This window comes from Rhodococcus globerulus (assembly GCF_019334125.1).
In the GTDB taxonomy this organism is placed as follows: Bacteria; Actinomycetota; Actinomycetes; order Mycobacteriales; family Mycobacteriaceae; genus Rhodococcus_F; species Rhodococcus_F globerula.
This window is the reverse complement of the sequence record NZ_CP079698.1, coordinates 4,413,246-4,435,128: the sequence shown is the minus strand read 5'-3', so window position 1 is coordinate 4,435,128 and position 21,883 is coordinate 4,413,246. Positions and strand designations below refer to the sequence as shown.

The following is a 21,883-nucleotide window of genomic DNA, read 5'->3' as shown; positions in this document are numbered from 1 at the left end:
GCGTCGGGGTCATGCGGTGGGTTCCTGGGCGACCCAGGCGCCTGTGGCGTCGGTGTACGCGGTGGCAAGTTCGGCCGCAGACTGCTCGTCGCAACTGCGGAACTTTTCGGCGACGTTGATCATGATGTCGCCGGTCTCGCCCAACCGTTCCTGCAATGAGGGAACCAGCACACCCTCGACAAGCTCGTGCGAGATCGCTGATGCTTCGAGAAAAGAGGTCAGCACCGTATTCGCAGGCGCAAAAGGGAGATTCCCGAGCAAGGGCCCAGGCGCCATGGGGACAAACGTGCCACCAGTGGCGGGAGGAGCACCGGCCGACGGTCCCACGCTCAGCCGACCAGCTTCATCCGCGAGCCCGTGTAGCACCCCGCCCAAGCTTTTCAATTCAGCAATATCGGCCGCAAACGTACCCACGATCCCCCCTCGGACGTACGAGTCAGACCCCCCGACTCATGCAACGCGGGCCAAGTATACGTCGAGTAAGCCGGATTACAGGTCCGAGGCGAGGGGAATTTCCTTCTCCGCGCGGTCCGTCATCCACTCACGTAAGACCTTGGTGGCGATGACATCATCCTCGTTGTACTGCAGGATCCGCGTCCGTTGCGTCTCGTCCGGCTCACCGTCGTAGCCGACCGCCTCGCGGTACCACGCCATCGACGCTTCACCACCGGCTTCGGCGTCGCGCCAATGGAATCCGGCAACGGGCGCAATCTTTTTGAGCCCCTTGCCATCCGGGCAGATGAACTGATCGCTGACGGCTTGGTAGATGTCAACCCACTGCGGACTGTCGATAAACTCCCGGATCTCTTCCTTGGTCGGAATGCCCGGTTCACCGGCAAATCGACGCGCAGAATCCAGAAGCCATTTGTCCTCCGCCGAACGTGAATAGCAGTAGGCGGCAAAGGTTTTACCGGACACCGCTGCGCCCGCACGCTCTGCCATCAGCCAACCCCAGAACTCCGCAAACGATCGCGCCTCGTCCCGTGTCGGCAACGGATCCCACGTCGCAAATCCCCGATACATCGAGAAGCCACCGACATTGAGCAAAGTTCCCCACAAATAGGCACCGTGCTCCTGGTAACTCTCCATGTCGACATCGATCTCGATATCGGCGCGCGTCACCGAGATCTTGTCGAACCGTCGTACCAACGGAGCGCCCGCCAGCCACGCCTTCGCGATAACGACGGCGTCGTCGAAGTTTCCGTGTGGCCAATCCTCGAGCGGCTCGCCCTCCCAGGCCGCGAGCTGATCGATGGTGTTGCATCCGGCGTCACGCAGAAGCTCGGCCCGGGAGCCGACCGCAACCAGACTCACATCACGGTTGCGGACCAACTCTTCCTTGCACTCCGTCCACCACGGGCACGATTTGCACTCGCTGACCTGAGAGGGAGACGTCAGCACCTCGCCGCGCGCCACGGCAATCCTGTCGTCGTAGCGCTCGTCGTAGTCCTCGAGAATCGCACTCAGGTCGTGAACGAGGATGCAGTCGCCGTTGTAACCGATCGCACCCGCCTGCAACGACGGACTCGCCAGTCCCCGGCGCTCGAGCATCCGGTAGACCTGCGCGACGCGCATCTGGTCGCGAACCTGGCCTCGTACCTTGCGCTTCGGATCGACTGCAGGCTCCCACTCGAACAGTCCAGATGTAATCGCGCCCTGCCCCGGGTCGGTGACCTTGTGGTTGACGACGATCACCGGGATATAGCCGCCGCCGTCGGTATCGCGGATCAGCATTTCGCATCGACCTTTGCGGCCGGTGTCGCGTTCGACGGGCAACACGGCGCCCCAGATGCGGTCGGCGCCGGCTTCACATGCGGCCAGGGTGTCGCGAGCTTGCGCCGCCGTCGACTGATCGGCGTTGATCCGCACCCAACGATCCGGAGCGGCGCCGATCACCAGCTCCGCGATCTCCGCACGCTTGGCCGTTGCCGATTCCTGACGCTGTTTGATGCCCGTATCGAGAGGCTCCGACGCCCACTTGCCCGGAAACAATGCGTCGAGGCGCACCCGATGACGGCAACGCGTGAGCGCCCCTGAATCGATCAGAGGGAGCGAGGGCGCGGGGCTTTTATCGGAACACACGATGACGAAGATTATGTGCTCCCCTAGGCTGAAGCCGAAGCGCAGGTACCTGGCAGCGCACAAACACCTGGAAACGGGGTCCTTTTCGATGGGGTTGTTCAAGAAGCGAAAGTCTCGTGCCACCCGCAAGGCGGAGGCGAAGGCTCTCAAGCACAAGGCCGAGGTCGAGGCGAAACTCAACGCCAAGAGCCAACGCAAGCGCGACAAGGTTGAGACCAAGTCGATCAAGAAGCTGGAAAAGGCTGAGATCGAGTCGACGCACAAGATCGAAAAGGCGCAGATCGCCACGCTGAAGGCCCAAGAAAAGGCCGCTGTGAATCAGGGCCTGACCGTTGCCAAGGTGCGCAAGTACCTGGGTGTCGCTCGGCTACTGGCTCCGGTTCTGCTGCCGATCATCTATCGAGCGGCAACCGCGGTTCGTGGTCAGTTGGATACCGCGCGCGCTCAGAAGATGGGCATCGCCGTCGACCAACTGGGCGACTACACCGGCCACGGAGCCAAGCTGAGCGCCCGCATTGCGGGAGCGGAAAGCTCGGTCACCGAAATCCTCAGCCACAAGCCGAACGACGCCGAGACGCAGCGTTTTGCCGCAGCCATCCGTGAGCGTCTGAGCGACCTGAGCACCGCGGTGCGGGCGGCCGAGCAGATGCCGCAGGCTCGCCGCAAGGCCGCTCACCACGCTATTTCCTCCGAACTCGACGGCGTAGAGGCTGATCTGCTCGCACGCCTCGGCGTCCGCTAGACCTGCTCGAGTGTCCACCGACGCGCCCACGACAGCACTCCTTCGGGGTAGTGCTGTCGGGGCTGTGTCGACCGCTCTTGCCATCGCAGCGCACGGCCTGGCCGGCGGCGATGTACCGCCGGCGTCGGCGCTGACCCTGCTGATAGCCGTGTGTTCGGCCGTGGGCGCGATCACCGGAACGCTTCCCGTTCCGACCCGCGGACCGCTACCGCTCATTGCGGCTCTCGGCGCCGGCCAACTGGCAGCGCACACCACCATGACACTCTCCGTGCATTCTCATTCCCCTTCTCCGGGGCTGGCGATGCTCGGAGCACACATAGTCGCCGTGCTCGTCTGCGCGACCCTCGTGTTGGCTGCCGAGCGACTGTTCGGAGTCGTCACCCGCGTCGTGCAGGTTGTGCTGTCCGCGCCGGCGACGCTTGTCGCAGCGCTGATCCGTCGATTCCCGACGACGCACCACCTCGGCCCCAATGGCGCACTCCTTCGCGCCGGCATTTCCCCGCGCGGACCTCCCGCTCTGGTCTGAAGAACTCGCACTGAAACCCTTCACCAGACCAAGAGGACACATTCCACATGAAGAACACCCTGATTTCGCGTGCGCTCATCACGGCAGCAGCAACCGGCGGGGCAATCCTGCTCGCCGGCGGAATCGCGTCGGCGCACGTCAGCGTCGTAGCTCCGGGAGCGACCCAGGGCGGGTACAGCGTTTTGACCTTCCGCGTACCCACTGAATCCGACACCGCGTCCACCACCAAGGTGACGGTGGCACTGCCCGACCTCAAGTCCGCGCGCACCGAACCGATGCCAGGTTGGACTGCCGTCGTCGAGAAGGACCCGACGTCGTTGGTCGCCAAGTCCGTCACCTGGACGGCAGATCCCGGTGTCGGCGTCGGCCCCGGCCAGTTCCAACAGTTCGTTCTCTCCGCCGGCCCGCTACCCACGCAGGACGAGGTCTCGTTCAATGCGGTGCAGACGTACAGCGACGGCAACGTCGTCAACTGGGATCAGGCCGCCCTCGCCGACGGCAGTGAGCCCGACAAGCCGGCGCCGTCCTTGACCTTGGCAGCTTCGACGGGCGACGCGCACGGAAGCAGCGCCGATACTCACGCCACGAACGAGACAACTGCGACAGAATCATCGAACGACAACACCGCCCGCTGGCTCGGAGGAGCCGGACTGGTTCTCGGCGCGCTCGGCGCTGCACTGGGCCTGGGTGCACTTGTGAGGAGCAAGCGTTCATGAGCACACGACTGAAGGTCGTCACTATCGGCCTACTTGCCATGCTCGCGTCCATGCTCGGGGTGAGCACAGCCAGCGCGCACTCCGCGGTGGTCGGGTCGAACCCCGAGAACGGCGCGTCCATCCAGATTCCTCCGGACAACGTTTCCGTCACTTTCAACGAAGCACTGCAAGCCCAGTTCGCGGCGTTGACCGTCACGGGCCCCGGCGACAGCCGCGATCAATGGTCCAAAGGCGAGCCCTCAGTCGAGGGGGCAACTGTGAGTGTGGACCTGGGAGATCTGGGACCCGCCGGTGTGTACACGATCGCGTATCGCGTCACGTCCGCCGACGGCCACCCGGTTCAGGGAACGTTGAACTTCACACTCACCGAGGCCGGTCCCGGCACCCCGGTCACCCCGGCCGCGTCGGCTGGTGACAGTTCGTCGTCCGAGTCGTCGTCGAGCAGCATCCCGGTGTGGGGATTCATCCTCGCCGGTGTTGTCGTCTTCGGCGGCGCACTGTTCTTCGTGCTCCGCAAGCCGAAGTCGAGCTGATCCGTGAGCGGTACGGCAAACAGGTGGTGGTTGCTGTTTGCCGTACCCACAGCACTGCTGGGAGTGCTGATCGCGTGGGGATTGGCGAGTCCCGCCGGCCCTGAAGCGTCCAGCACGGTACGCGTCCTCGCCATCGGATGTGGTTCCGTGACACTGGGAATCGCCACACTCGCCTGGATGGGCCGGGGCGAGCGTCGGCCGGCTTCACCCAACAGCGCGATGTGGACACAACTCACTGCCATCGCCGCCGTGTGGCTGGTTGCCGAAATCGCCTTGCTCGCACTGAGTGCCGCTGCCGCCGACGGACAGCCGATCACCGCGTTGACCGTCGGCCACTTCGCAACTTTTGTCGGCGAAGTCAATGTCGGCCGGGTCGGAGCAGCCATCATCGTGTGCGCTTTTGCCGTCGTCTGCTACGGCGTCTACGGATTCAAGAACCCTGAAACAGCGCCCGTCGCACCGGCATTGGTTGTCACCGCACTCGCTCTCGCCACCCGACCCATCACCGGTCACATGGCGCAGCAGAGCTTCGGATCCATCCTCGACGCCATCCACGTACTCGCTGCCGGCTTATGGTTCGGCGTCCTCGCCGCACTCGCGCTCGCCATGCCCGCTCGCGGCGCCTGGGCACTCTGGCTGCCCAAATACTCTGCTCTCGCGTGGCGATGCGTTCTTGCGCTGGTCATCACGGGAGTTGTCAACGCAGCCGTACGACTCGGATCTGTGACCGCGTTTGTCGACACTGCCTACGGCCGCGTCGTCCTCGCCAAGCTCGTTGCCGTTGCCCTGCTCCTCGGGTTGGGATGGTGGTGGCGTCGTACGTGGGTCGTCGCGAGTGCCGCCCACCGCATGAGCGCCGACGGATCGCTTCGCCGCGCAATCGGCGAAGTTGTGCTCATGGCAGTTGCTTTCGGGCTCGCAGCGGCCCTTGCCACTACCGCTTAGGGCCTTCGGCCCCGTGCGCCTTTTTGGTAGCGCCCACTACCAAAAAGGCTCACGGGCAGCGAAGCTGCCTGATCCACTTCCTCGTATCCGCCGGATCGATGACGTCGTCCAACTCGAATGTTGTTGCCGCCATCAGCGCCTTGCCTTGCGCGTAGGCCAATTCCACGAACTGACCGAACAGGGTTTCCCGCGCAGCCGGATCTTCGACTGATTCGAGTTCCTTCCGGAAGCCCAGTCGGACAGCGCCTTCAAGACCCATCGGCCCGATCTCGCCGGTCGGCCAGGCCACCGTGAACTCGGGCGCGTGGAATGACCCGCCGGCCATCGCCATGGCACCGAGACCGTAACCCTTACGCAGGATCACCGTCCCGAAAGGCACCGTGAGCCTCGCACCGGCCACGAAAAAGCGACCGAATCGCCGTACCGTCGCTTGTTCCTCGGAATCCGGCCCCACCATGAATCCCGGAGTGTCGCAGAGCGTAACCAGCGGAATCCGATGTGCCTCGCACAGTTCCAGGAAGTCCGACGCCTTGTCCGCTGCTTCCGCATCGATTGCCCCGCCCAGATGCTCACTACTGTTCGCGAGCACGGCAACCGGTACGCCTTCCACCCGGATCAACGCCGTCACGACGCCGCGACCGTAATCGCGCCGCAACTCCAGCACCGAATCGACGTCGGCAATCGCCTCGACGGCGCGTCGCACATCGTACGAACGCAGCCTGTTTTCCGGCACTACATGCCGAGCCAGCCGAGGATCAGGCGCGGTCCACTGCTGCGCCGCACCCTGGAAGAAGCCGAGATACTTCTTTGCCAATTCGACTGCCTCAGCGTCATTCTCGGCAACCACGTGCACAACGCCGTTTCGCCGTTGAATGTCGATCGGCCCGATGTCCTCCGGGCGGTAGGTACCCAGTCCACCGCCCTCGACCATCGCCGGTCCACCCATTCCGATATTGGCGTCCGGCGTGGCGATCAGAACATCGCACGCACCCGCCAACGCGGCATTGCCGGCAAAGCAGCGCCCCGATACGACGGCCACCAACGGCACTCGGCCGCGCAATGCCGCCATCGCCCGGAAGGTACCCAGTTCAAGCCCCGACCCTGCTCCGGCATCCGTATCACCGGGGCGACCACCACCGCCCTCCGCGAACAGCACCACGGGAACACGTTTACGGGCGGCGAGCTCGAGCAGTCGGTCCGTCTTGGCATGATTGCGCATGCCCTGAGTGCCGGCAAGAACTGAGTAATCGTACGAAATGACGACGCTCTCACCGCCGTTGATTGCTGCCACGCCACCGATCAATCCGTCGGCGGGAGTATTTGCGATCAGGTCTTCTTCACTGCGACGGCTACGCTGAGCCGCCAAAGTCAAGGCGCCGTATTCGACAAAGCTGCCGTCGTCGATCAGGTCCTCGACATTTTCGCGTGCCGTCCGACGACCCAGCTTGTGCCGTTTGGCTACCGCTTCGGGCCTCGCCGCATCCAAGGTCACCTCATGTCGAGCAAGGATTTCCGCGAGGTCAGGACGCACCAGATCCAGGTCGAGGTCCTCGGAACGCTCCACTCGCTCGGCCGCTGTGGCATCGCGCACCACCATGAGTGGCTCACCCGCAACCACTGCCTTGCCGACCCTGCCGAGTACGCGAATCACCTCGACATCGGACTCGGCAGCCAGGACATGCTGCATTTTCATCGCTTCGAGCACAGCGGCCTGACTGCCCTGGTGAACGGCATCGCCGGCAGCGGCAATCTCGACGACAATTCCGGCCATCTGCGCGCGCAGGACGGTCTCACCCAGCACTGCAACGGGAGGCTCCGAAACCTTGGCTTCCGGGACGAGATCGGCAATACGTCCCTCGAGCCAGTCGATATCGACGACGCCGTCACGGAAATCCTTCTCCGACAGGATCGCCCGCAGGAAAAGAAGGTTGGTCGCAACCCCTTCGATCGCAAACTCGTCGAGTGCGGCAATCGACTTGCGCACCGCCGCAGCAAAATCTGCCCGACGGGTGTGTGTGATCACCTTCGCCAGCAAGGAGTCGTAGCGGGCACTCGGCGACAAACCCGCCGCACCGAAGGTGTCGACTCGAACTCCCGGTCCGCTCGGCGGCGCAAACACGTCAAGCGTTCCGGTTTCCGCGCGCGCACCGCCGTCGCGCGTCATGGTTTCCATGTTGACCCGCATCTGGATTGCGATACCCGACGCCGCCGCAACGGTTCCCTGATGCCCAGGAACTCCTGCTGCACAGGTAATCCCCTCAGGAAGATCCAATGATTCGAAACTCACGCCGTCGGCGATCATCAACTGCACGGCAACCAGGTCGACACCGCTCACCTCTTCCGTGACGGTGTGTTCCACTTGGATACGCGGATTGACCTCGAGGAAAACGAATCCTCGCTCCTCCACGAGAAACTCCACTGTTGCGATCCCACGGTAACCGACCTCCGCACACAACCTCGCCGCGGCGGCATGCAAACGCTCGCGCAGTGGTTCGGAAAGACCTTGCGCGGGAGCAATTTCGACAAGTTTTTGATGCCTGCGCTGAACGCTGCAATCGCGATCTCCCAGTGCCGTCGCACAGATACCCGCCGCGCCGGGCGCCGACACAACCTGGACCTCGATATGGCGAGCACGTTCACTGAGCACCTCGGCAAACAGTTCGGCACTGCCGAAGCCGGCCCGAGCCTCCGCAGCACACACGCGGTAAGCATCGTCGAGCGAGGGCAGATCGCGCACGACACGCATGCCCCGACCGCCGCCACCCGCAAGTGCCTTGATCATGATTCCCCGCGAATGCCGCGCAAAGAACTCCCGCACCTCGTCGAGGCTTGCATCGCCCGCCGTGGCCGGCAACACCGGAACGCCGGATTCCACAGCAGCGCCACGCGCGCGTGACTTGTCCCCGAAGATACGGAGCACCTCAGCGCTCGGACCCACGAATACAAGGCCCGCACTGGCACACGCCCGTGCGAAATCCGGATTCTCACTGAGGAATCCGTATCCGGGATGGATATGCGTGACCGATGAATCGAGGGCGATCGACAACAGCGAGTCTTGATCCAGATACGCAGACGCGCCGCTGCCTGGCAGTGGAAACGACTCTGTCGCAGCTTCGACGTGTGGGCTTGTTGCGTCATCTTCGGCGTAGACCGACACGGTCTCGATCCCGAGTTCGCGGGCTGTTCGAATGATGCGCAGAGCAATCTCGCCTCGATTGGCGATCAGCAGTCTCATTCCGAGGTTTCGCAGTCAGTCACCGCCACAGTGTGTTTTGACGTTGACGTCAATGTCAAGCATGGGGGATCGCCCGCACCACTAGATCACGTCGGCGTAGAGATACACGTTGTCCTGGTAGTTGCCGACCCCGTCCGAGAACTCCAGCTCCCCACCACACGTCACCACGGCAAGCTTGCGCGGACCGTCCGGCCCGGCCAGAACACTCTCCTCGATTCCGTCCGCCTTGGCTCGCGACACCACCGCCGTCACCCGCCACCGTGTGCTGTTCCCAGCGGCATCCGACGTACGGATCTCCTGCCCAGGCTCGACTGTCCCGAGATCGAACAACGCACCGTTACCCTGACCGGCAAGATTCACATGCCCGGCGATCAGTGTTGTGCCCGTCTGCGAATCCAATGGCGCACCGTCCAACCAGATCCCGACCTCACTGACGTCGTCGGGAGGGGTCAAGGCGCCATCGATGACACTCGCGTCGACGATCGGTGCCTGCACCCCGAGCGGATCGAGGGACAAAGTGGCAGGCGACATCTGCGCATCAGCAGGAGCGAGTACCGCCGGCGCCGATTGGCCGGCCGTCGGCGCCGGCGGTATCGCCGTACTCTCACCCGACCGAGAGCCGAGGTATGTCATGAGTAAGCCCACAGTTACCGAGATAATTATTGCCGCAGTAGCAAATACGCGAGACTTGCGCCTGCGCACAGGTTCCGCGGAACTGGTGCCTGGCTCATCCGGTACGGGATTCGGATTCATCGACGTCATCAGAGATGTTCCTTTGTCGTGAACGAGCATCGTCCGGTGCTGACGGGGAGAGTCGGCACCGGACGCTGCTCGATCGAAACTGGTTCAGATTTCCGCTGCTACGAGCGGCGGCGGCGGACGGCGATTGCTCCGCAGGCAGCCAGCCCGATCAGGCCGAGTCCCGCAATCGCAATTCCGACGTGCGGACCTGCAGTCTCGTCAGCTGCGCCACCGTCGATAGAGGTCGGACGCTCACCCGTCGGAGCCTTCGGGGTCGTTTGCGTGACCACACGCGGGGTGGGTACCGCAACCGTGGTCGGAGCGGGAGCAACCGGCACTCCGGGGATCACCGGAATGATCGGGATAATCGGAATGATCGGAACGATCACGTTGGGCTTGGTGGTTGTCGTCGGAACAGTCGTCGACGGCGTCGTGGTCGGAGCTCCTGGCGTCGTGGTCGGAACAGTCGTGGACGGCGTTGTGGTCGGAGCCGCATCGAAGGTCACCGTCGCATCACCCTGGAGCTTGGCCGGGGTGACGGTGTTGAACGTTGCAAAAACCTGGCACTCGGCGCCGGCGTTGTTCCAGTGGATGCTCTCGAACGAGCTGGGTGCGCCGGAGACGGATACCTTGACCGCGCCTGCACCCGGGGACGTGACGCACAGCGCCACATCAGTCGGATCATTGCCCTCACCGGTGACAACCAGGGTGTTTCCGGTCAGCTTCACATTTGCGTTCGGCTCACACAGTTCCAGAGTTGCGCCTGCGGGAGCGCTCACGGTGAGTGGCTTGCCGTACATGTTGGTGGACACCGTGAATGTTGCCTTGCCGCCACTGGCAAGAGTGCCGCTTGCCGGGTCCGTGAGGGAAATACTCAGGGCGGGTGTCACATTCATGACCCCGAGAATCCGAGCCTGCTCAGCCGGACCGAGATCCGCGTCGCAATCGACTACAGCGTCGGTTCCTTCGAGGTACTCCTTGTCCGATACACACCAGATAAGAAGCTGGCGATTTACCCTGTTCGCAGCCGTCGAATCATCAGCGACGCCACCCGGCGTGAACGGGTGGGGATTCTGAATCAGGTAGCTGATGAGCAGTTCCTGTTCCTGAGTCAGACGATCGTTGCCGCCGACCGGAAGCGTCGGTCCTACTACGTTGAACTGCCCGCCATCGCTGTAGCCAGGCTCGCCATCAGGCGAGATCTCATCGCACGTCTCTTCCTTCATGTCGGTGCAGTACATCCACTCCGACTGTGGACCACTGGCCTCGGGGACGTCGCGCACACCACAGATAGGCGCAGGTGACCGCTGGTCGTTGTTGTAGTACAGCGGCACCACATTTCCGGCGTTGTAGTAATCCAGGCGCACACCATCGATAACCATGTCGTCCGCGTAGGGATAGTCAGCGGACGTCTGCGTGCCTTCGCACATCGGCGCAGTGAAGGCGGCCGCCGCCGACGCCGGCGCCGCTGTTGCCGGCCCTGCCAAACCGGCGACAATTCCACCGACCAGTGCAAGCGTCGACACAGCGGACACGGATGCCAGCCCGACCTTTTTCCGCCGTACCACGGCTGATGACGATGACGATGTGTTCATGGACGATCTCCTCGCGAAGTAACAGTTGGGGCACCCAGCAGGCCAACATGGCATTAGCCATGTGATTGCCAACACAGTTCGACGATTGAAACTTGCTGTGCGCTTGCTGTCAAACGTCACTATTCGGAGGAAAGCGCCCATAGCGTCGCAAAACAGCCAAAAGGTTTGTTATGTGACACTTTGTCACAGATACACGGAGAAACCGGCGATAACCTGCGTATTTATCCACAAGGGCGAACAGTTCCCGAAACGATTTCCCAACCCGGAAGAAAATCGTCACAAATTCAACAATCGACACAGTTACAAGACGATAGCTGTGCTTCCCGATAGCTGAATGGTGACAAATCGACCAAACGACTATCTGTTGATCGACTCACGGCGCGTCGCGATCCCATAGCGCGCGCGGCCCGAGAATGAATGGAATCACGCAATTCGACCCGCACCATTCGCGTGCTGCCGCCCGGCACGAACGGGCGCAATGTCTACACCGACCGCACGAAATCAACCAGACAACCGTAATCTTTCCGACTAAGGACTGACCGGTCTGAAGGGTGCTCGGCTCGACTTGTCGCAGAGCTAGGTACCCACTGTCCACTTTGCTCCAGAAGGAGATCAAGCGATGCCCGAAAACGCTGGGCCGATGACGCCTCTTCAGATCAAGAACGCTGCGGCAGATTTGATGCCTGCGCTTCGATCGGAATTGATCGAACTGGTACGGATACCGTCGATCGCGACCGATGGCTATCCCGCAGCACCACTCTTCGAGGCCCACGATTTCATCGTGTCGCTCTTGGAGAAATCCGGGGTCACCCAGATCGACCGTCTCGAGATTCCAGGCAAGACGGCACCCGTCATCATTGCGACCATCCCAGGACCGGTCGGGGCGCCCGCGGTTCTCATGTACTCGCATTACGACGTCGTTCCCGCCGAAGACCTCGAGCTGTGGGACACACCGCCCTTCGAGCCCACCGAACGCGAAGGCGCGCTCTACGGCCGCGGGACGGCGGATTCCAAGGCAAACGTGATCGGCATGATCGGGGCGCTTCGCGTCTTCGACGGAAAACCGCCTGTGACAGTCAAACTCGTCATCGAAGGCCAGGAAGAATTCGGCAGCCCCTTCGACAATTATCCGCCCGAAGCACCGGAACTCTTCCAGTCCGACGCCATGGTGATCGCCGATGTGGGAAGTGTTCGCCCCGGATCACCCACCCTGACCGTCGCATTGCGCGGATCCGCCCAGGTGATCGTGGAACTGACCACTCTCGGAGCCGACAAACACAACGGCCTCTACGGCGGTGCCGCTCCCGACGCGCGCCTCGCGCTCATCCGCGCACTCGCATCGCTGCATGACGACAACGGTGATGTCGCCGTCGACGGTCTGCTGCGCGAGGAATGGACAGGAAGCAGCTACACCGACGAAGAATTCCGCACCCTCGCCGAAGTACGTGACGGACTCCCCCTCCTCGGCACCGGCGGAATCGGTGAACGGATCTGGTCCGGTCCGGCGATCACCGTCACCGGAATCGACGCACCGCCCGTCGACGGCGCAGTCAACGCCGTCGCGAGCACCGCACGCGCAGTGATCAACCTGCGCGTGCATCCGCGTCAGCCTGCATCCGAAGCGCAGGCAGCACTGGTCCGGCACTTACAGGCACTACGCCCGTTCGGCCTCGAACTCGACGTCAAAGCCGGAGAAACCGGGGACGGCTTTGCTGCAGAACAGGGCGGCCCCGCATTCGACGCGGCCATGTTCGCGCTCTCGGAATCCTGGGACGGCGAAGCCGGACAGATGGCCGGCGGCGGTTCCATCCCGATCGTGATGGCTCTCGACACTGCCGTGCCCACCGCCGAGAAACTGCTCTTCGGCGCAACCGACGGGTACGCAAACATTCACGGCCCCAACGAGCGTGTGCTTCTCGACGAATTCGAAAAGGCCGTTGTCGCGAAAGCTCTGTTCTTCCAGGAGTACGCCCGCACATTCGAAGGAAAGAAATGAGCACCAAGACCGAAGAAGGCGCCGCGCACACCCCGGCGAAGAAGAAGTTCGAGTTTCCCGGCGCCGTCACGATGCTGGCCATCGTCACGGTACTGGTATGGATTGCCGCGCTGTTCATTCCGGCCGGACGCTTCGGTGTCGACGTCGACGGATCACCCGTCCCCGGTAGCTTCGAAACCGTCACGTCCCCGCTGACTTTCTTCGAACGCATCCAGCAGCTGATTCTCTCCCCCGTCAACGGCCTCTACGGTGTTCAGGATCCACTCACGGGATTTGTCGACACCGATAACATCGGTCGGCTTTTCGGATCTGTCGGTGTCGTTCTGTTCATCATGGCCCTCGGTGCATTCATCTCCGTCAGTTTCGCCACTCGCAGCCTCGAAACCGCTGTCTCGCAACTAGCTACCAAGCTCAGCGACAAGGGTTGGCTGCTCATCACCGTCATCATGGTGCTGTTCTCGCTGCTCGGATCGACCATGGGGTTCTCCGTCGAGACGTTCGGCTTCTACGCGCTCCTCATCCCCCTGATGACGGCTCTCGGCTACGACCGCATGGTCGCGGCGACGATGATCATCCTCGGCGCACTCGTCGGCAATATGGCGTCGACCGTCAACCCGTTCTCGATCGGCGTCGCGTCCGGTGAAGCCGGCGTCTCCATCGGCGACGGTATCGTCCTGCGCGTCATCCTGTGGATCGTATTGACCGCAGTGGCAGTGGTATTCGTACTTCGCTACGCCGCCAAGGTGAAGAAGGATCCGGCCACCTCGCTCGTCGGATTCGACATCGACGACGAGGAAGAAGAGGCAGCACCACCTGTCGACATCGACAGCAAGCTGACCGGAATTCAGAAACTGGTCCTCGTCATCACCGGACTCACCTTCGGTTTGATGATCTTCTCCGTCATCCCGTGGTCGAGCATCTTCGGCGGTACAACCGGGCCGGCCGAGTACGACGCGTACCACGTCACCGCCACCGAGCCATACTGGTTCGAATTGAACTGGTGGTTCCCGCAACTGGCGATGCTGTTCATCCTCGCAGCCGTCCTCGTCGGCATCGTCGCCAAGATGGGCGAGAAGAAGACCGTCTCACTGATCACCCGTGGCGCCGGCGACATGGTGGGGCCTGCCATCGTCATCCTGCTCGCGCGCGGCGTCTCCGTGATCATGACCAACACCGAAACACTCGACACCATCCTCAATGCGATGGAACAGTTGGTGTCCGGCGCGTCCGCGGGTGTGTTCGCGATCCTCGTGATGCTCGTGAACATTCCACTGGCCTTCCTGATTCCGTCCAGCTCCGGACACGCCACCCTCGCAATGCCACTGCTCGCACCGCTGGGTGATTTTGCCGGTGTCAGTAGGTCTTTGGTGATCACGGCCTTCCAGATGGGCCACGGCCTGATGCTGATGGTTGCACCCACCAACGTCGTCGTTGTCGGTGGACTCGCAATGGCCAAGGTCGGTTACGACAAGTTCCTGCGCTTCGTCTGGCCGCTACTGTTGATCAACTTCGTGATCGTGGTCGTCGTGATCGGCGCCGCCGCGGTTCTCGAGTAGAAATGGGTCAGGCGTGGTCGGCGCTGCGCGCTGCCTGTTCGAGGCGGTCTCGATATTCGGCCCACCACGCCTGATCACCCGGCGCCACGTTGGCGTTGTCGGATCGCAGACCTGCAGCGCCGTCGATCATTTCGCGCACGATGTCGGCGTGGCCGACATGACGATGAATTTCCGTGACGACGTGCACGAGTACCTGGTGCAGGGTGACGTCACGGAGTTTCAGCGGCCACGTCTTCACCTCCCCCGCTGCATCCAGATCCAGATCATTGATCGTGGCATCCGAAAAGACCCAGGTGCGACGGTACGTGTCGAGTATGAAATCCCTGGATTCGTCTGCGCGGGCCCACATATCGACATTGGGCTCGTCCGAGCGCAACCACTGCGGCAGGTCCGGCACCCGGCGTCCGAACACCGGGCCGAAGTACCCGAGTTCCACGCCGATCATGTGCTTGACCAACCCCAGCAGGTTGGTGCCTGTATGCGTCATCGGTCGCCGGATCTCGTACTCCGACAACCCTTCGAGCTTCCAGAGCAAGGCGTCCCGTGCCGACTGAAGGTATCGCTGCAGATCGTCCTTGTCTTGCGCGCTTGTCATGCCTGTCAGTGTTGCACCGATGCCTGCCCTTGCGTGAGATAGTGCGCAGGAGAGCTGATTTCCCCATAACAACTACCGAGTGGAGTGAGCAGTTGACCGCGGTCGAAGATCTGGCCGAAGTGGCGTCGCGGGCCCTCGCGGCCGAAGCCGAAGTACGTTCGGTCCGATGGCAGAGCCGAACTGCAGTGGAAAAGGCTGCGATCGGTGCCCGGGATGTGTTGGACAAGGATCGAGCGGCACTGAACCAACCGACGTACAGCGGCCTCTCGCCGTCACCGCACATGGCCCGCCAACTCGAACTGATCACCCGCCTTCAGCCACCCCTGCCGGCCGACGCCAGCATCGGCGCTGCAGCTCAAGCAGAAGCTGACGCGGTAGCAGCGGTCACCACCGCCCGGATTGCGCTCGAAGCAGCACATCTCGCAGTTCTCGAAGCTCGTGTCGCCGCCCTCGATGCCGGCGACAGTGACGACGTTGCCGCTGCGATCCGCGGCTATGTCCCGCTCGCGGCCGGTAACCCCGCGGTTCGGCACATGCAGGACCTCGGCAGCCGTATTCGCGAGGAATTCCGACACGTATTCAACGGGAAACCTCGATCCATTGCGTTCCGTCTGGGCCTGAGCCTCGGGCTAGGGTTCGCGTATCTGGCGTTCATCCGACTTTTCCAGTGGGACAGCAAGGAAGACCGACTGCCCTATCTGGCTCTGTACGCATTGTCAGGGGTCATCGGCAGTGTGGTCTGCACCAATGCACTGAGCTTCGACGCCGGTCGGGTGCGCGCCGCGCTCTCCGGTGGTACCCGCCTGTGGCATGTGCTGGTCGCCAAGAACATCGTGATGCTGATCCTCGTCGGCGCCGCCGGCTTTGTTCTCAGCGTCGTTCTGTCATGGCGCGCCGGAAACAGCACCGAATTGTTGAAAGCCTGCGGGCAGGTCCTGACCATGATCCTGCTGTGGCTCGGAGTCGCCAACGTCATGTCGGTGAGCTTGCCGTTGCGCGCCGAACCGATTCTCGAACGTCGCTACGACGGCACGTGGAAACCCTTCATGCTCTCCTTCGCCATCTCGTACGGTGTCGGGTTGGTCGTCAATCTCATGCTGTACTGGCGTGTTTGGGCCAAGACGACGCTGCTCGAGCAGATGGGTGGGCCGTGGATTCCGGTGCTCATGCTGGTTGCGAGCGCCGCCGCGACGTGGTTACTCCTGACGGTGCTGGCAGTGCTGCTGGCCGAGCAGCCGCGGTTCCGTCGTGCGTTGCAGCGCGAGATGATCGTCTATCGCGACGCTGCCGAAACCGTGAAAGCGTAGAAACCAGACAGTCGGACTAAAGTTGCAGATGATCATTTCACCAGGCCGGAACACCGACCTCGAAGAAGGAACAAGAGAACTGATGGCCAGTCAAGACCAGTTCGGTCCTATCGAATATGTTGCCGTCGAGTTTCCCGATGGCGCAGTAACTGCCGACGGTTTCGAGCAGTTGCTCGAGATCGTCGACAACGGAACCATCCGCATTCTCGATCTCGAGTTTGTTGTCAAAGCTGCGGACAACTCGCTGCGCGTGGTTCCGGCATCCACGTTCGACCTCGCAGACTTTGATCTGTCCCAGTTCGACGGTGCCGCGTCCGGATTGCTCGACGCCGGCGACATCGCCGCCGTGGGCGAGGACATCGCCGCCGGAAGTGTTGCAGCGGTTCTCGTCTACGAGGAGTTGACTGTGCTCCCCGTTCTGGATGCGTGGGTTCGCAGCGGTGCCCGAGTGATCACCGAAGGTCACATTTCAGTCGACGAACTGGCCGATGCCTTGAATGAAACGGAGAACAACGAATGAGCTTCCTCAGGCGGGCCAGCCGAGTAGCTGTCGCGAGCTCCATCCACGGAAATGTTCAGCGCCGCCAGCGAACTCGCTGGGCAGCAGAAGATCAGGCCAAGGCAGCAGCACAGGCTGTTCCACCGATCCCGGATCTGCCGCCGCTGCCGCCTCAGGTTGCGCCGGCAGCATCGATGGACGCGAAGATCGAACAACTCACCAAGCTCGGCGAGCTCAAAGCCGCCGGCATCCTCACCGACGCCGAGTTCGACACCCAGAAGGCCCGGGTTCTCGGGAACTGAGCGTCATCGTGCTCATCCCCGCCGATTGCGGGGATGAGCACAGCCCTTACTTCGAGACCTTATGCGCGAGCGAACTAGATGCCCGGGAGAAGTATCGGTTTGACGATTTCCCCCGCGAGAGCGCGCTTTTCGGCGGCATTGATCTCGGAGAGAGGGAAAGTAGTGACGAGGCGGTCGAAGGGGAATTGTCCGGCCCGCCACAGTGCGATCAGGGTGGGGATGAAGGTGTGCGGGTTGGCGTCACCTTCGAGGATGCCGGTGATGGTGCGACCGGCAGTCAGAGCAAGTGGTGCGATCATCAAATCGCCCTGTTGCACGCCGACCAGTCCCAGAGTGCCGCGCAGAGCAAGGGCATCAAGGGTAGCCGCGATGACGGTGGGTAGCCCGGTGGTGTCGAGGCCGTATCGGACTCCGGCCGGAGCAATCGCGCGGATCTGTTCTGTCAGATCACCCACTCCGGGAACGATCGTGTCCGTGGCACCGAGTTCGCGGGCCAGTTCGAGCCTGTCGCTGTTCAAGTCGACAGCGATGATCGGTCCGGCGCCGGCGACCTTGGCGGCCATGACCGCGGACAGGCCGACTGCACCCGCGCCGACGATGACGATGCCTTCACCGGGACGCACCTGGAGCACTTCGAGGACTGCACCGGCGCCGGTTTGAATTCCGCATCCGAGGGGGCCGAGCAATTCCAGCGGCAGTTCTTTGTCGACGACCACGGCGTTACGTGCGTCGACGACCGCGTGGGTGGCGAAGGACGACTGACCGAACCATCTTCCGGCGACGGGTTTTCCGGCGGTGTCGGTCAGCGGGGTGGAGCCGTCGAGGGCGTTGCCGACGAGATTGCGGGCCAGGAAGGTGTCGCAGTACGCCGGGTGAGCGTCAAGACAGTTGGCGCAGGTGCCGCAGGAGTCGAAGCTCAGGACAACGTGGTCACCGACTGCGACGGTCTGCACCGCGGATCCGACGGCTTCCACGATTCCGGCGCCTTCGTGTCCGAGAACAATCGGTGGGGTTCCGAACCCTGCTGCGGCCCTGGGTAATACATCGGTGTGGCAGTGGCCGGCACCGACGATCCGGACAAGGACCTCATGCGGGGTCGGGTCGGCCAACTCGAGGTCCTCGATACTGAAGGGGGCTTCTTCGCCACGGAGGACGGCTGCTTCGATTTTCATTGCTTTCCTGCGTCTTTCGAGTCAGTGACAGTGGTGAGACAGATCGATTTGGTCTGTCGGCGTTGTGAGCGCCCGTCAGTACAAGTAGTCCTCGCCGCTGGCGCGGACGGTAATGTCACTGATGCTGATGCCCCACGGTTGATCGATGACGTGAACAACAGCATCGGCTAGATCGTCGGGCTTGATGAGCCAGTATTCGATCGAGTCGACGTCCTTCTGCTCGGGACGCATGGTGCCCTCGGTCAGGTGACCGACGTTCTCCATGTAGATGCCGGCGCGCTGACCGGTGAGCCCGAGGATCGCTTTCTCGTTGACGATCCAGCTCGCCAAGTTGGTGCCTGTCACGCCAGTTGGCTTGACCGTGGTGACCTTGATCTTGCCCTTGGCCTCGATTCGCAGCGAATCCGAGATCGTGGTGACTGCAGCCTTTGTCGCACTGTAGACGCCGGATCCGTCGATGCCCGCGTTGCCGAAGATCGACGAGATGTTGACGACCTGGCCACGACCCTGTTCGATCATCTGGTCGTAGACGGCGGAGATTCCGTTGACGACGCCCTTGATGTTGATGTCAATTGCCTTGTGCCACTTCTGCCATGCACGCTCGTGGTCGGCAAAGTAGGCGAGAGGCATAACCCCGGCGTTGTTGACAAGTACGTCGAGCGCTCCGAATTCCGCAATTCCGTGCTGTGCTGCAGCAACGACCTGGTCCATATCGGTGACGTCGGCAACCTTGTAGGTGCCAGTGAACCCCGCTGCCGCGATACCGTCGAACACAGCCTTCAAGCCGGCTTCGTTGATGTCGACGCCGACGACCTTGGCACCCTGCGCTGCCACCTTCTCGGCGATGAGCTGACCGAACCCCCCGCCCGCGCCGGTGATGAGAATGACCTTGTCCTGCAAGTATTGAGACATAATTTTCCTGTTCTTCGAAATTGAGTTCTCTGTGGATCACACCGAAAGTTCTGTGTGGATCACACAATGTTGATGGCATCGAGGACCGCCGCGACGGTCCTCCGATCGCCGGAAACATCGACCGCGGACCGCCATGCAGATCGGGTGGTCCCCCATCGCAGGAAATCGGTGGCCTGGGTCGTCGCGATGTTCTCGGGCACGTCACCGGTTTCGGTGACGGTGACTCCTTCGCCGCCACGAGCCAGGACGAAAGTGCGCTCGGTGGCACCAGTAAGTCGAAGTGCCACAGGCGATGTCAATGCGGCGGCGACGGCTTCGCCGCACATCTGTGGGAGTCCTGAGACCATCCAGTCGATCGCCGGGTCGATAGCAGCCGCCACGTCGACATCCCCGCGAGAGATCGGTCCGAACGGTGCCAGAAGATCCGACGTCAGATGAACGAGATGGTCGAACGACACCGCATCGCTGAGCTGATGCAGACGATAGGTCCCGAGGTCGAGCATCTCGAGTGTGTTGTTGCGAAGCTCTTCGCCCTGCAGCGCGGCTAGCGTCGCGAGACCTGCTGCGGACTGTTCCCGGTAGTAGTCCAGAATCTGCTCGTGCGGTAGATCTGCGCGCTCGCGAACAGCAGCGTCGTTGAGCCGCTCGGACATTCCACTGGGGTTCGGCGGGAACACGAGGTCCGGATCGGCGATGAAGTTGAAGAAGAACGCCATGTGGCCAACGAGGTCGTGAACGCGCCAGCCGTGGCACGCACTGTCGGCTTCCCATTCGGCGGTCCCGAACTGCTCGGCGATTTTGACTGTGTTTTCTGCCAGCGCGCGGGCGCCGGCGAGTCCTGCGTCGGACATGGTGACTCGATTCTCAAGAGGATGCGAGGAAGATGGATTTGAGCTGCTGGTACGACGCGAGTCCTTCTGGACCGAGTTCGCGGCCCACACCGCTGGCTTTGACTCCACCGAACGGTGAACCCCAGTCGAGGTTGAAGGTGTTGACGCCGAACGAGCCTGTCTCGACGCGTCGGGCAATTTCGATTCCGCGTTCCTCGTCGGAGGTCCACACCGTCCCACCGAGGCCGTACTCGGAATCGTTGGCAAGTGCGAGCGCATCATCGACGTCGTCATAGGAAATGACGGACAGCACCGGCCCGAATACCTCCTGCCGTGCGATTGTGCTGGCGTTGTTCACGTCGGCGAACACGGTGGGCTCCACAAAGAATCCCGTGTCGAGGTCGGTAGGACGTCCACCACCGGTTGTGATGGTTCCGCCCTCGGAACGACCCTGCTCGATCAAGGACAGCACGCGATCGCGTTGCCTTGCGCTCACCATGGGGCCGACGAACGTCGACGGGTCCATCGGATCGCCGACCTGCAGGCCCGCCGCCATGGCAGTGATGGCATCGATGTAGGTCCGACTGTGGCTGCGCGGGACCAAGATTCGAGTCGACATGTAGCAGGTCTGCCCGCTGTTGAGCAAAGATGCCGTCGCGAGACCGGTTACCGTCTGCTCGACATCCGCGTCGTCCAGAACCAGGGCTGCCGACTTACCGCCCAACTCCAGGGTGACGGGGCGAAGCATTCCGCCACACACCTCGCCGATGTGTCGACCGGCTGCGGTGGATCCGGTGAACGCGACCTTGTCGATCCCAGGATGCGCCACGAGATACCGGCCGATCTCCGGTCCACCCGTCACGACGTTGATGACGCCCGCAGGAAGGTCGGCCGCAATGGCAGCTTCAGCCAATACGTAAGAGTCCAAAGTAGTTTCGGGCGACGGCTTCAATACGACGGTGCAACCCGCCGCTAGAGCCGGAGCGATCTTGAACATCGACAGCACCGCAGGGAAGTTCCAGGGCGCGATGGCAGCGACGACGCCGATGGGCTCGCGTCGCACGATCGTCGTGCCCGGCATCGGTTGGCTGACGCGTCGTTCCTCGGGGGGCGTCGACTCGGCGAGGTTTGCGTAATAGCGCAAGAGTTGGACGGGTGCGGCGCCCTCGGCGAATCGGGCGAGTTCGATGGGCATGCCGTTCTGGTGAGTGACCGTCGTCGCGCGGTCCTCGGCTCGTTTCTCGAGTTCGTCGGCGAATCTGCGAATGGCGTCTGCACGTTCGGTGGGGGAAAGTTCCGCCCAGTCGCTCCGCCGCAACGCGTTTCGAGCCGATGTCACTGCCGCGTCGACGTCCGTCGTCGTGGATGCGGGGAACGAACCTATCTCCTGCTCGGTGAGAGGTGAGACAACCGGGATGGTTTCCGAACTGTCCGGTGTCCTCCACGCTCCGTCGATGAACAGAGCGGTGTGGTCGGTGCGCGATGTCATTTTCTGGCTCCTCCGAGGATGGCGTTCGACGTTGAACAACTCATCTGTGTCGATCATCACTGCCCACGCGAGGATTAAATTGACTTCACGCGCCAATTTATTTACATTTC

At 62.4% G+C, this 21,883-nt stretch carries 21 protein-coding genes; 11 read left to right on the top strand and 10 right to left on the bottom strand.

The window, feature by feature from the left end; all coding sequences use genetic code 11:
• Nucleotides 1-9: 9 nt before the first annotated feature.
• Nucleotides 10-414, bottom strand: a complete 405-nt coding sequence (locus tag KYT97_RS20190; protein ID WP_245005882.1) for a hypothetical protein — start codon at nt 412-414, stop codon at nt 10-12.
• 75 nt (nt 415-489) lie between these two features.
• Nucleotides 490-2,046 carry a TM0106 family RecB-like putative nuclease gene (locus KYT97_RS20185; protein ID WP_219113039.1) on the bottom strand — a complete coding sequence of 519 codons (1,557 nt, stop codon included), beginning with the start codon at nt 2,044-2,046 and terminating at the stop codon, nt 490-492.
• Nucleotides 2,047-2,170: 124 nt separating this feature from the next.
• Between KYT97_RS20185 and KYT97_RS20180 the strand changes: the two genes are divergently transcribed.
• The 5 genes from KYT97_RS20180 to KYT97_RS20160 are packed head-to-tail and all read left to right on the top strand — an operon-like array spanning nt 2,171 to nt 5,544.
• Nucleotides 2,171-2,824 carry a DUF6474 family protein gene (locus tag KYT97_RS20180; protein ID WP_045066229.1) on the top strand — a complete coding sequence of 218 codons (654 nt, stop codon included), beginning with the start codon at nt 2,171-2,173 and terminating at the stop codon, nt 2,822-2,824.
• 10 nt (nt 2,825-2,834) lie between these two features.
• Nucleotides 2,835-3,350 carry a hypothetical protein gene (locus KYT97_RS20175; RefSeq protein ID WP_219110527.1) on the top strand — a complete coding sequence of 172 codons (516 nt, stop codon included), beginning with the start codon at nt 2,835-2,837 and terminating at the stop codon, nt 3,348-3,350.
• A 47-nt stretch (nt 3,351-3,397) separates the two neighbouring features.
• On the top strand, nt 3,398-4,066 hold the full coding sequence (locus KYT97_RS20170; RefSeq protein ID WP_045066227.1) for a YcnI family copper-binding membrane protein: 669 nt from the start codon (nt 3,398-3,400) through the stop codon (nt 4,064-4,066).
• Nucleotides 4,063-4,599: a copper resistance CopC family protein gene (locus KYT97_RS20165; protein WP_219110526.1), complete on the top strand. Its 537-nt coding sequence runs from the start codon at nt 4,063-4,065 to the stop codon at nt 4,597-4,599. Before KYT97_RS20170 ends, KYT97_RS20165 begins: the two co-directional genes overlap by 4 nt.
• A gap of 3 nt (nt 4,600-4,602) precedes the next feature.
• Nucleotides 4,603-5,544 (top strand): CopD family protein, encoded by a 942-nt coding sequence (locus KYT97_RS20160; protein WP_045066226.1) that lies wholly within the window; start codon nt 4,603-4,605, stop codon nt 5,542-5,544.
• Between the two features lie 49 nt (nt 5,545-5,593).
• Here KYT97_RS20160 and KYT97_RS20155 read toward each other — a convergent pair whose 3' ends face one another.
• Nucleotides 5,594-8,779 (bottom strand): acetyl-CoA carboxylase family protein, encoded by a 3,186-nt coding sequence (locus tag KYT97_RS20155; RefSeq protein WP_219110525.1) that lies wholly within the window; start codon nt 8,777-8,779, stop codon nt 5,594-5,596.
• Between the two features lie 81 nt (nt 8,780-8,860).
• Nucleotides 8,861-9,232, bottom strand: coding sequence for a class F sortase (locus tag KYT97_RS20150; RefSeq protein WP_245005881.1), 372 nt, complete (start codon nt 9,230-9,232; stop codon nt 8,861-8,863).
• Nucleotides 9,233-9,242: 10 nt separating this feature from the next.
• Here KYT97_RS20150 and KYT97_RS30985 point away from each other — a divergent pair, with 10 nt between their 5' ends.
• On the top strand, nt 9,243-9,563 hold the full coding sequence (locus KYT97_RS30985) for a hypothetical protein (protein ID WP_245005880.1): 321 nt from the start codon (nt 9,243-9,245) through the stop codon (nt 9,561-9,563).
• A gap of 76 nt (nt 9,564-9,639) precedes the next feature.
• Here KYT97_RS30985 and KYT97_RS20145 read toward each other — a convergent pair whose 3' ends face one another.
• Complete coding sequence (locus KYT97_RS20145; protein WP_219110524.1) at nt 9,640-11,115, bottom strand: hypothetical protein; 1,476 nt, start codon at nt 11,113-11,115, stop codon at nt 9,640-9,642.
• Between the two features lie 619 nt (nt 11,116-11,734).
• Here KYT97_RS20145 and KYT97_RS20140 point away from each other — a divergent pair.
• Both KYT97_RS20140 and KYT97_RS20135 read left to right on the top strand, forming a co-directional pair.
• A complete protein-coding gene (locus tag KYT97_RS20140; RefSeq protein WP_219110523.1) occupies nt 11,735-13,111 on the top strand; it encodes a M20/M25/M40 family metallo-hydrolase in 1,377 nt (458 codons plus the stop codon).
• Complete coding sequence (locus KYT97_RS20135; RefSeq protein WP_095887602.1) at nt 13,108-14,667, top strand: YfcC family protein; 1,560 nt, start codon at nt 13,108-13,110, stop codon at nt 14,665-14,667. Before KYT97_RS20140 ends, KYT97_RS20135 begins: the two co-directional genes overlap by 4 nt.
• 7 nt (nt 14,668-14,674) lie before the next feature.
• On the opposite strand, the gene KYT97_RS20130 is transcribed toward KYT97_RS20135, so the two are convergent.
• Nucleotides 14,675-15,262 carry a DinB family protein gene (locus KYT97_RS20130; RefSeq protein ID WP_033235395.1) on the bottom strand — a complete coding sequence of 196 codons (588 nt, stop codon included), beginning with the start codon at nt 15,260-15,262 and terminating at the stop codon, nt 14,675-14,677.
• A 92-nt stretch (nt 15,263-15,354) separates the two neighbouring features.
• On the opposite strand from KYT97_RS20130, the gene KYT97_RS20125 reads away from it, so the two are divergent.
• Genes KYT97_RS20125 through KYT97_RS20115 form a run of 3 tightly spaced genes read left to right on the top strand, consistent with a single transcriptional unit; the run spans nt 15,355 to nt 17,370 of the window.
• Nucleotides 15,355-16,569 (top strand): ABC transporter permease, encoded by a 1,215-nt coding sequence (locus KYT97_RS20125; RefSeq protein ID WP_033235394.1) that lies wholly within the window; start codon nt 15,355-15,357, stop codon nt 16,567-16,569.
• A gap of 28 nt (nt 16,570-16,597) precedes the next feature.
• Nucleotides 16,598-17,089: a DUF6325 family protein gene (locus tag KYT97_RS20120; protein ID WP_245005879.1), complete on the top strand. Its 492-nt coding sequence runs from the start codon at nt 16,598-16,600 to the stop codon at nt 17,087-17,089.
• A complete protein-coding gene (locus KYT97_RS20115; RefSeq protein ID WP_033235393.1) occupies nt 17,086-17,370 on the top strand; it encodes an SHOCT domain-containing protein in 285 nt (94 codons plus the stop codon). Before KYT97_RS20120 ends, KYT97_RS20115 begins: the two co-directional genes overlap by 4 nt.
• A 74-nt stretch (nt 17,371-17,444) precedes the next feature.
• Here the strand turns inward: KYT97_RS20115 and KYT97_RS20110 are convergent, their stop codons facing one another.
• The 4 genes from KYT97_RS20110 to KYT97_RS20095 all read right to left on the bottom strand — a co-directional run bounded on the left by KYT97_RS20110 (nt 17,445) and on the right by KYT97_RS20095 (nt 21,773).
• Nucleotides 17,445-18,542: an NAD(P)-dependent alcohol dehydrogenase gene (locus tag KYT97_RS20110; protein ID WP_033235392.1), complete on the bottom strand. Its 1,098-nt coding sequence runs from the start codon at nt 18,540-18,542 to the stop codon at nt 17,445-17,447.
• 75 nt (nt 18,543-18,617) lie between these two features.
• A complete protein-coding gene (locus KYT97_RS20105; RefSeq protein WP_033235391.1) occupies nt 18,618-19,454 on the bottom strand; it encodes an SDR family oxidoreductase in 837 nt (278 codons plus the stop codon).
• Nucleotides 19,455-19,513: 59 nt separating this feature from the next.
• A complete protein-coding gene (locus KYT97_RS20100) occupies nt 19,514-20,305 on the bottom strand; it encodes a maleylpyruvate isomerase N-terminal domain-containing protein (RefSeq protein WP_033235390.1) in 792 nt (263 codons plus the stop codon).
• Between the two features lie 13 nt (nt 20,306-20,318).
• Nucleotides 20,319-21,773: an aldehyde dehydrogenase gene (locus KYT97_RS20095; RefSeq protein WP_045066833.1), complete on the bottom strand. Its 1,455-nt coding sequence runs from the start codon at nt 21,771-21,773 to the stop codon at nt 20,319-20,321.
• Nucleotides 21,774-21,883: the final 110 nt, after the last annotated feature.

What these genes read in the sequence shown, in the direction of transcription:
- KYT97_RS20120 (WP_245005879.1), top strand. Translation starts at nt 16,598, where the DNA reads ATGATCATTTCACCAGGCCGGAACACCGACCTCGAAGAAGGAACAAGA.
- KYT97_RS20115 (WP_033235393.1), top strand. Translation starts at nt 17,086, where the DNA reads ATGAGCTTCCTCAGGCGGGCCAGCCGAGTAGCTGTCGCGAGCTCCATC.
- KYT97_RS20155 (WP_219110525.1), bottom strand. Translation starts at nt 8,779, where the DNA reads ATGAGACTGCTGATCGCCAATCGAGGCGAGATTGCTCTGCGCATCATT.
- KYT97_RS20170 (WP_045066227.1), top strand. Translation starts at nt 3,398, where the DNA reads ATGAAGAACACCCTGATTTCGCGTGCGCTCATCACGGCAGCAGCAACC.
- KYT97_RS20145 (WP_219110524.1), bottom strand. Translation starts at nt 11,115, where the DNA reads ATGAACACATCGTCATCGTCATCAGCCGTGGTACGGCGGAAAAAGGTC.
- KYT97_RS20105 (WP_033235391.1), bottom strand. Translation starts at nt 19,454, where the DNA reads ATGTCTCAATACTTGCAGGACAAGGTCATTCTCATCACCGGCGCGGGC.
- KYT97_RS20095 (WP_045066833.1), bottom strand. Translation starts at nt 21,773, where the DNA reads ATGACATCGCGCACCGACCACACCGCTCTGTTCATCGACGGAGCGTGG.
- KYT97_RS20180 (WP_045066229.1), top strand. Translation starts at nt 2,171, where the DNA reads ATGGGGTTGTTCAAGAAGCGAAAGTCTCGTGCCACCCGCAAGGCGGAG.
- KYT97_RS20100 (WP_033235390.1), bottom strand. Translation starts at nt 20,305, where the DNA reads ATGTCCGACGCAGGACTCGCCGGCGCCCGCGCGCTGGCAGAAAACACA.
- KYT97_RS20130 (WP_033235395.1), bottom strand. Translation starts at nt 15,262, where the DNA reads ATGACAAGCGCGCAAGACAAGGACGATCTGCAGCGATACCTTCAGTCG.
- KYT97_RS20110 (WP_033235392.1), bottom strand. Translation starts at nt 18,542, where the DNA reads ATGAAAATCGAAGCAGCCGTCCTCCGTGGCGAAGAAGCCCCCTTCAGT.
- KYT97_RS20165 (WP_219110526.1), top strand. Translation starts at nt 4,063, where the DNA reads ATGAGCACACGACTGAAGGTCGTCACTATCGGCCTACTTGCCATGCTC.
- KYT97_RS20135 (WP_095887602.1), top strand. Translation starts at nt 13,108, where the DNA reads ATGAGCACCAAGACCGAAGAAGGCGCCGCGCACACCCCGGCGAAGAAG.
- KYT97_RS20140 (WP_219110523.1), top strand. Translation starts at nt 11,735, where the DNA reads ATGCCCGAAAACGCTGGGCCGATGACGCCTCTTCAGATCAAGAACGCT.
- KYT97_RS30985 (WP_245005880.1), top strand. Translation starts at nt 9,243, where the DNA reads ATGACACTCGCGTCGACGATCGGTGCCTGCACCCCGAGCGGATCGAGG.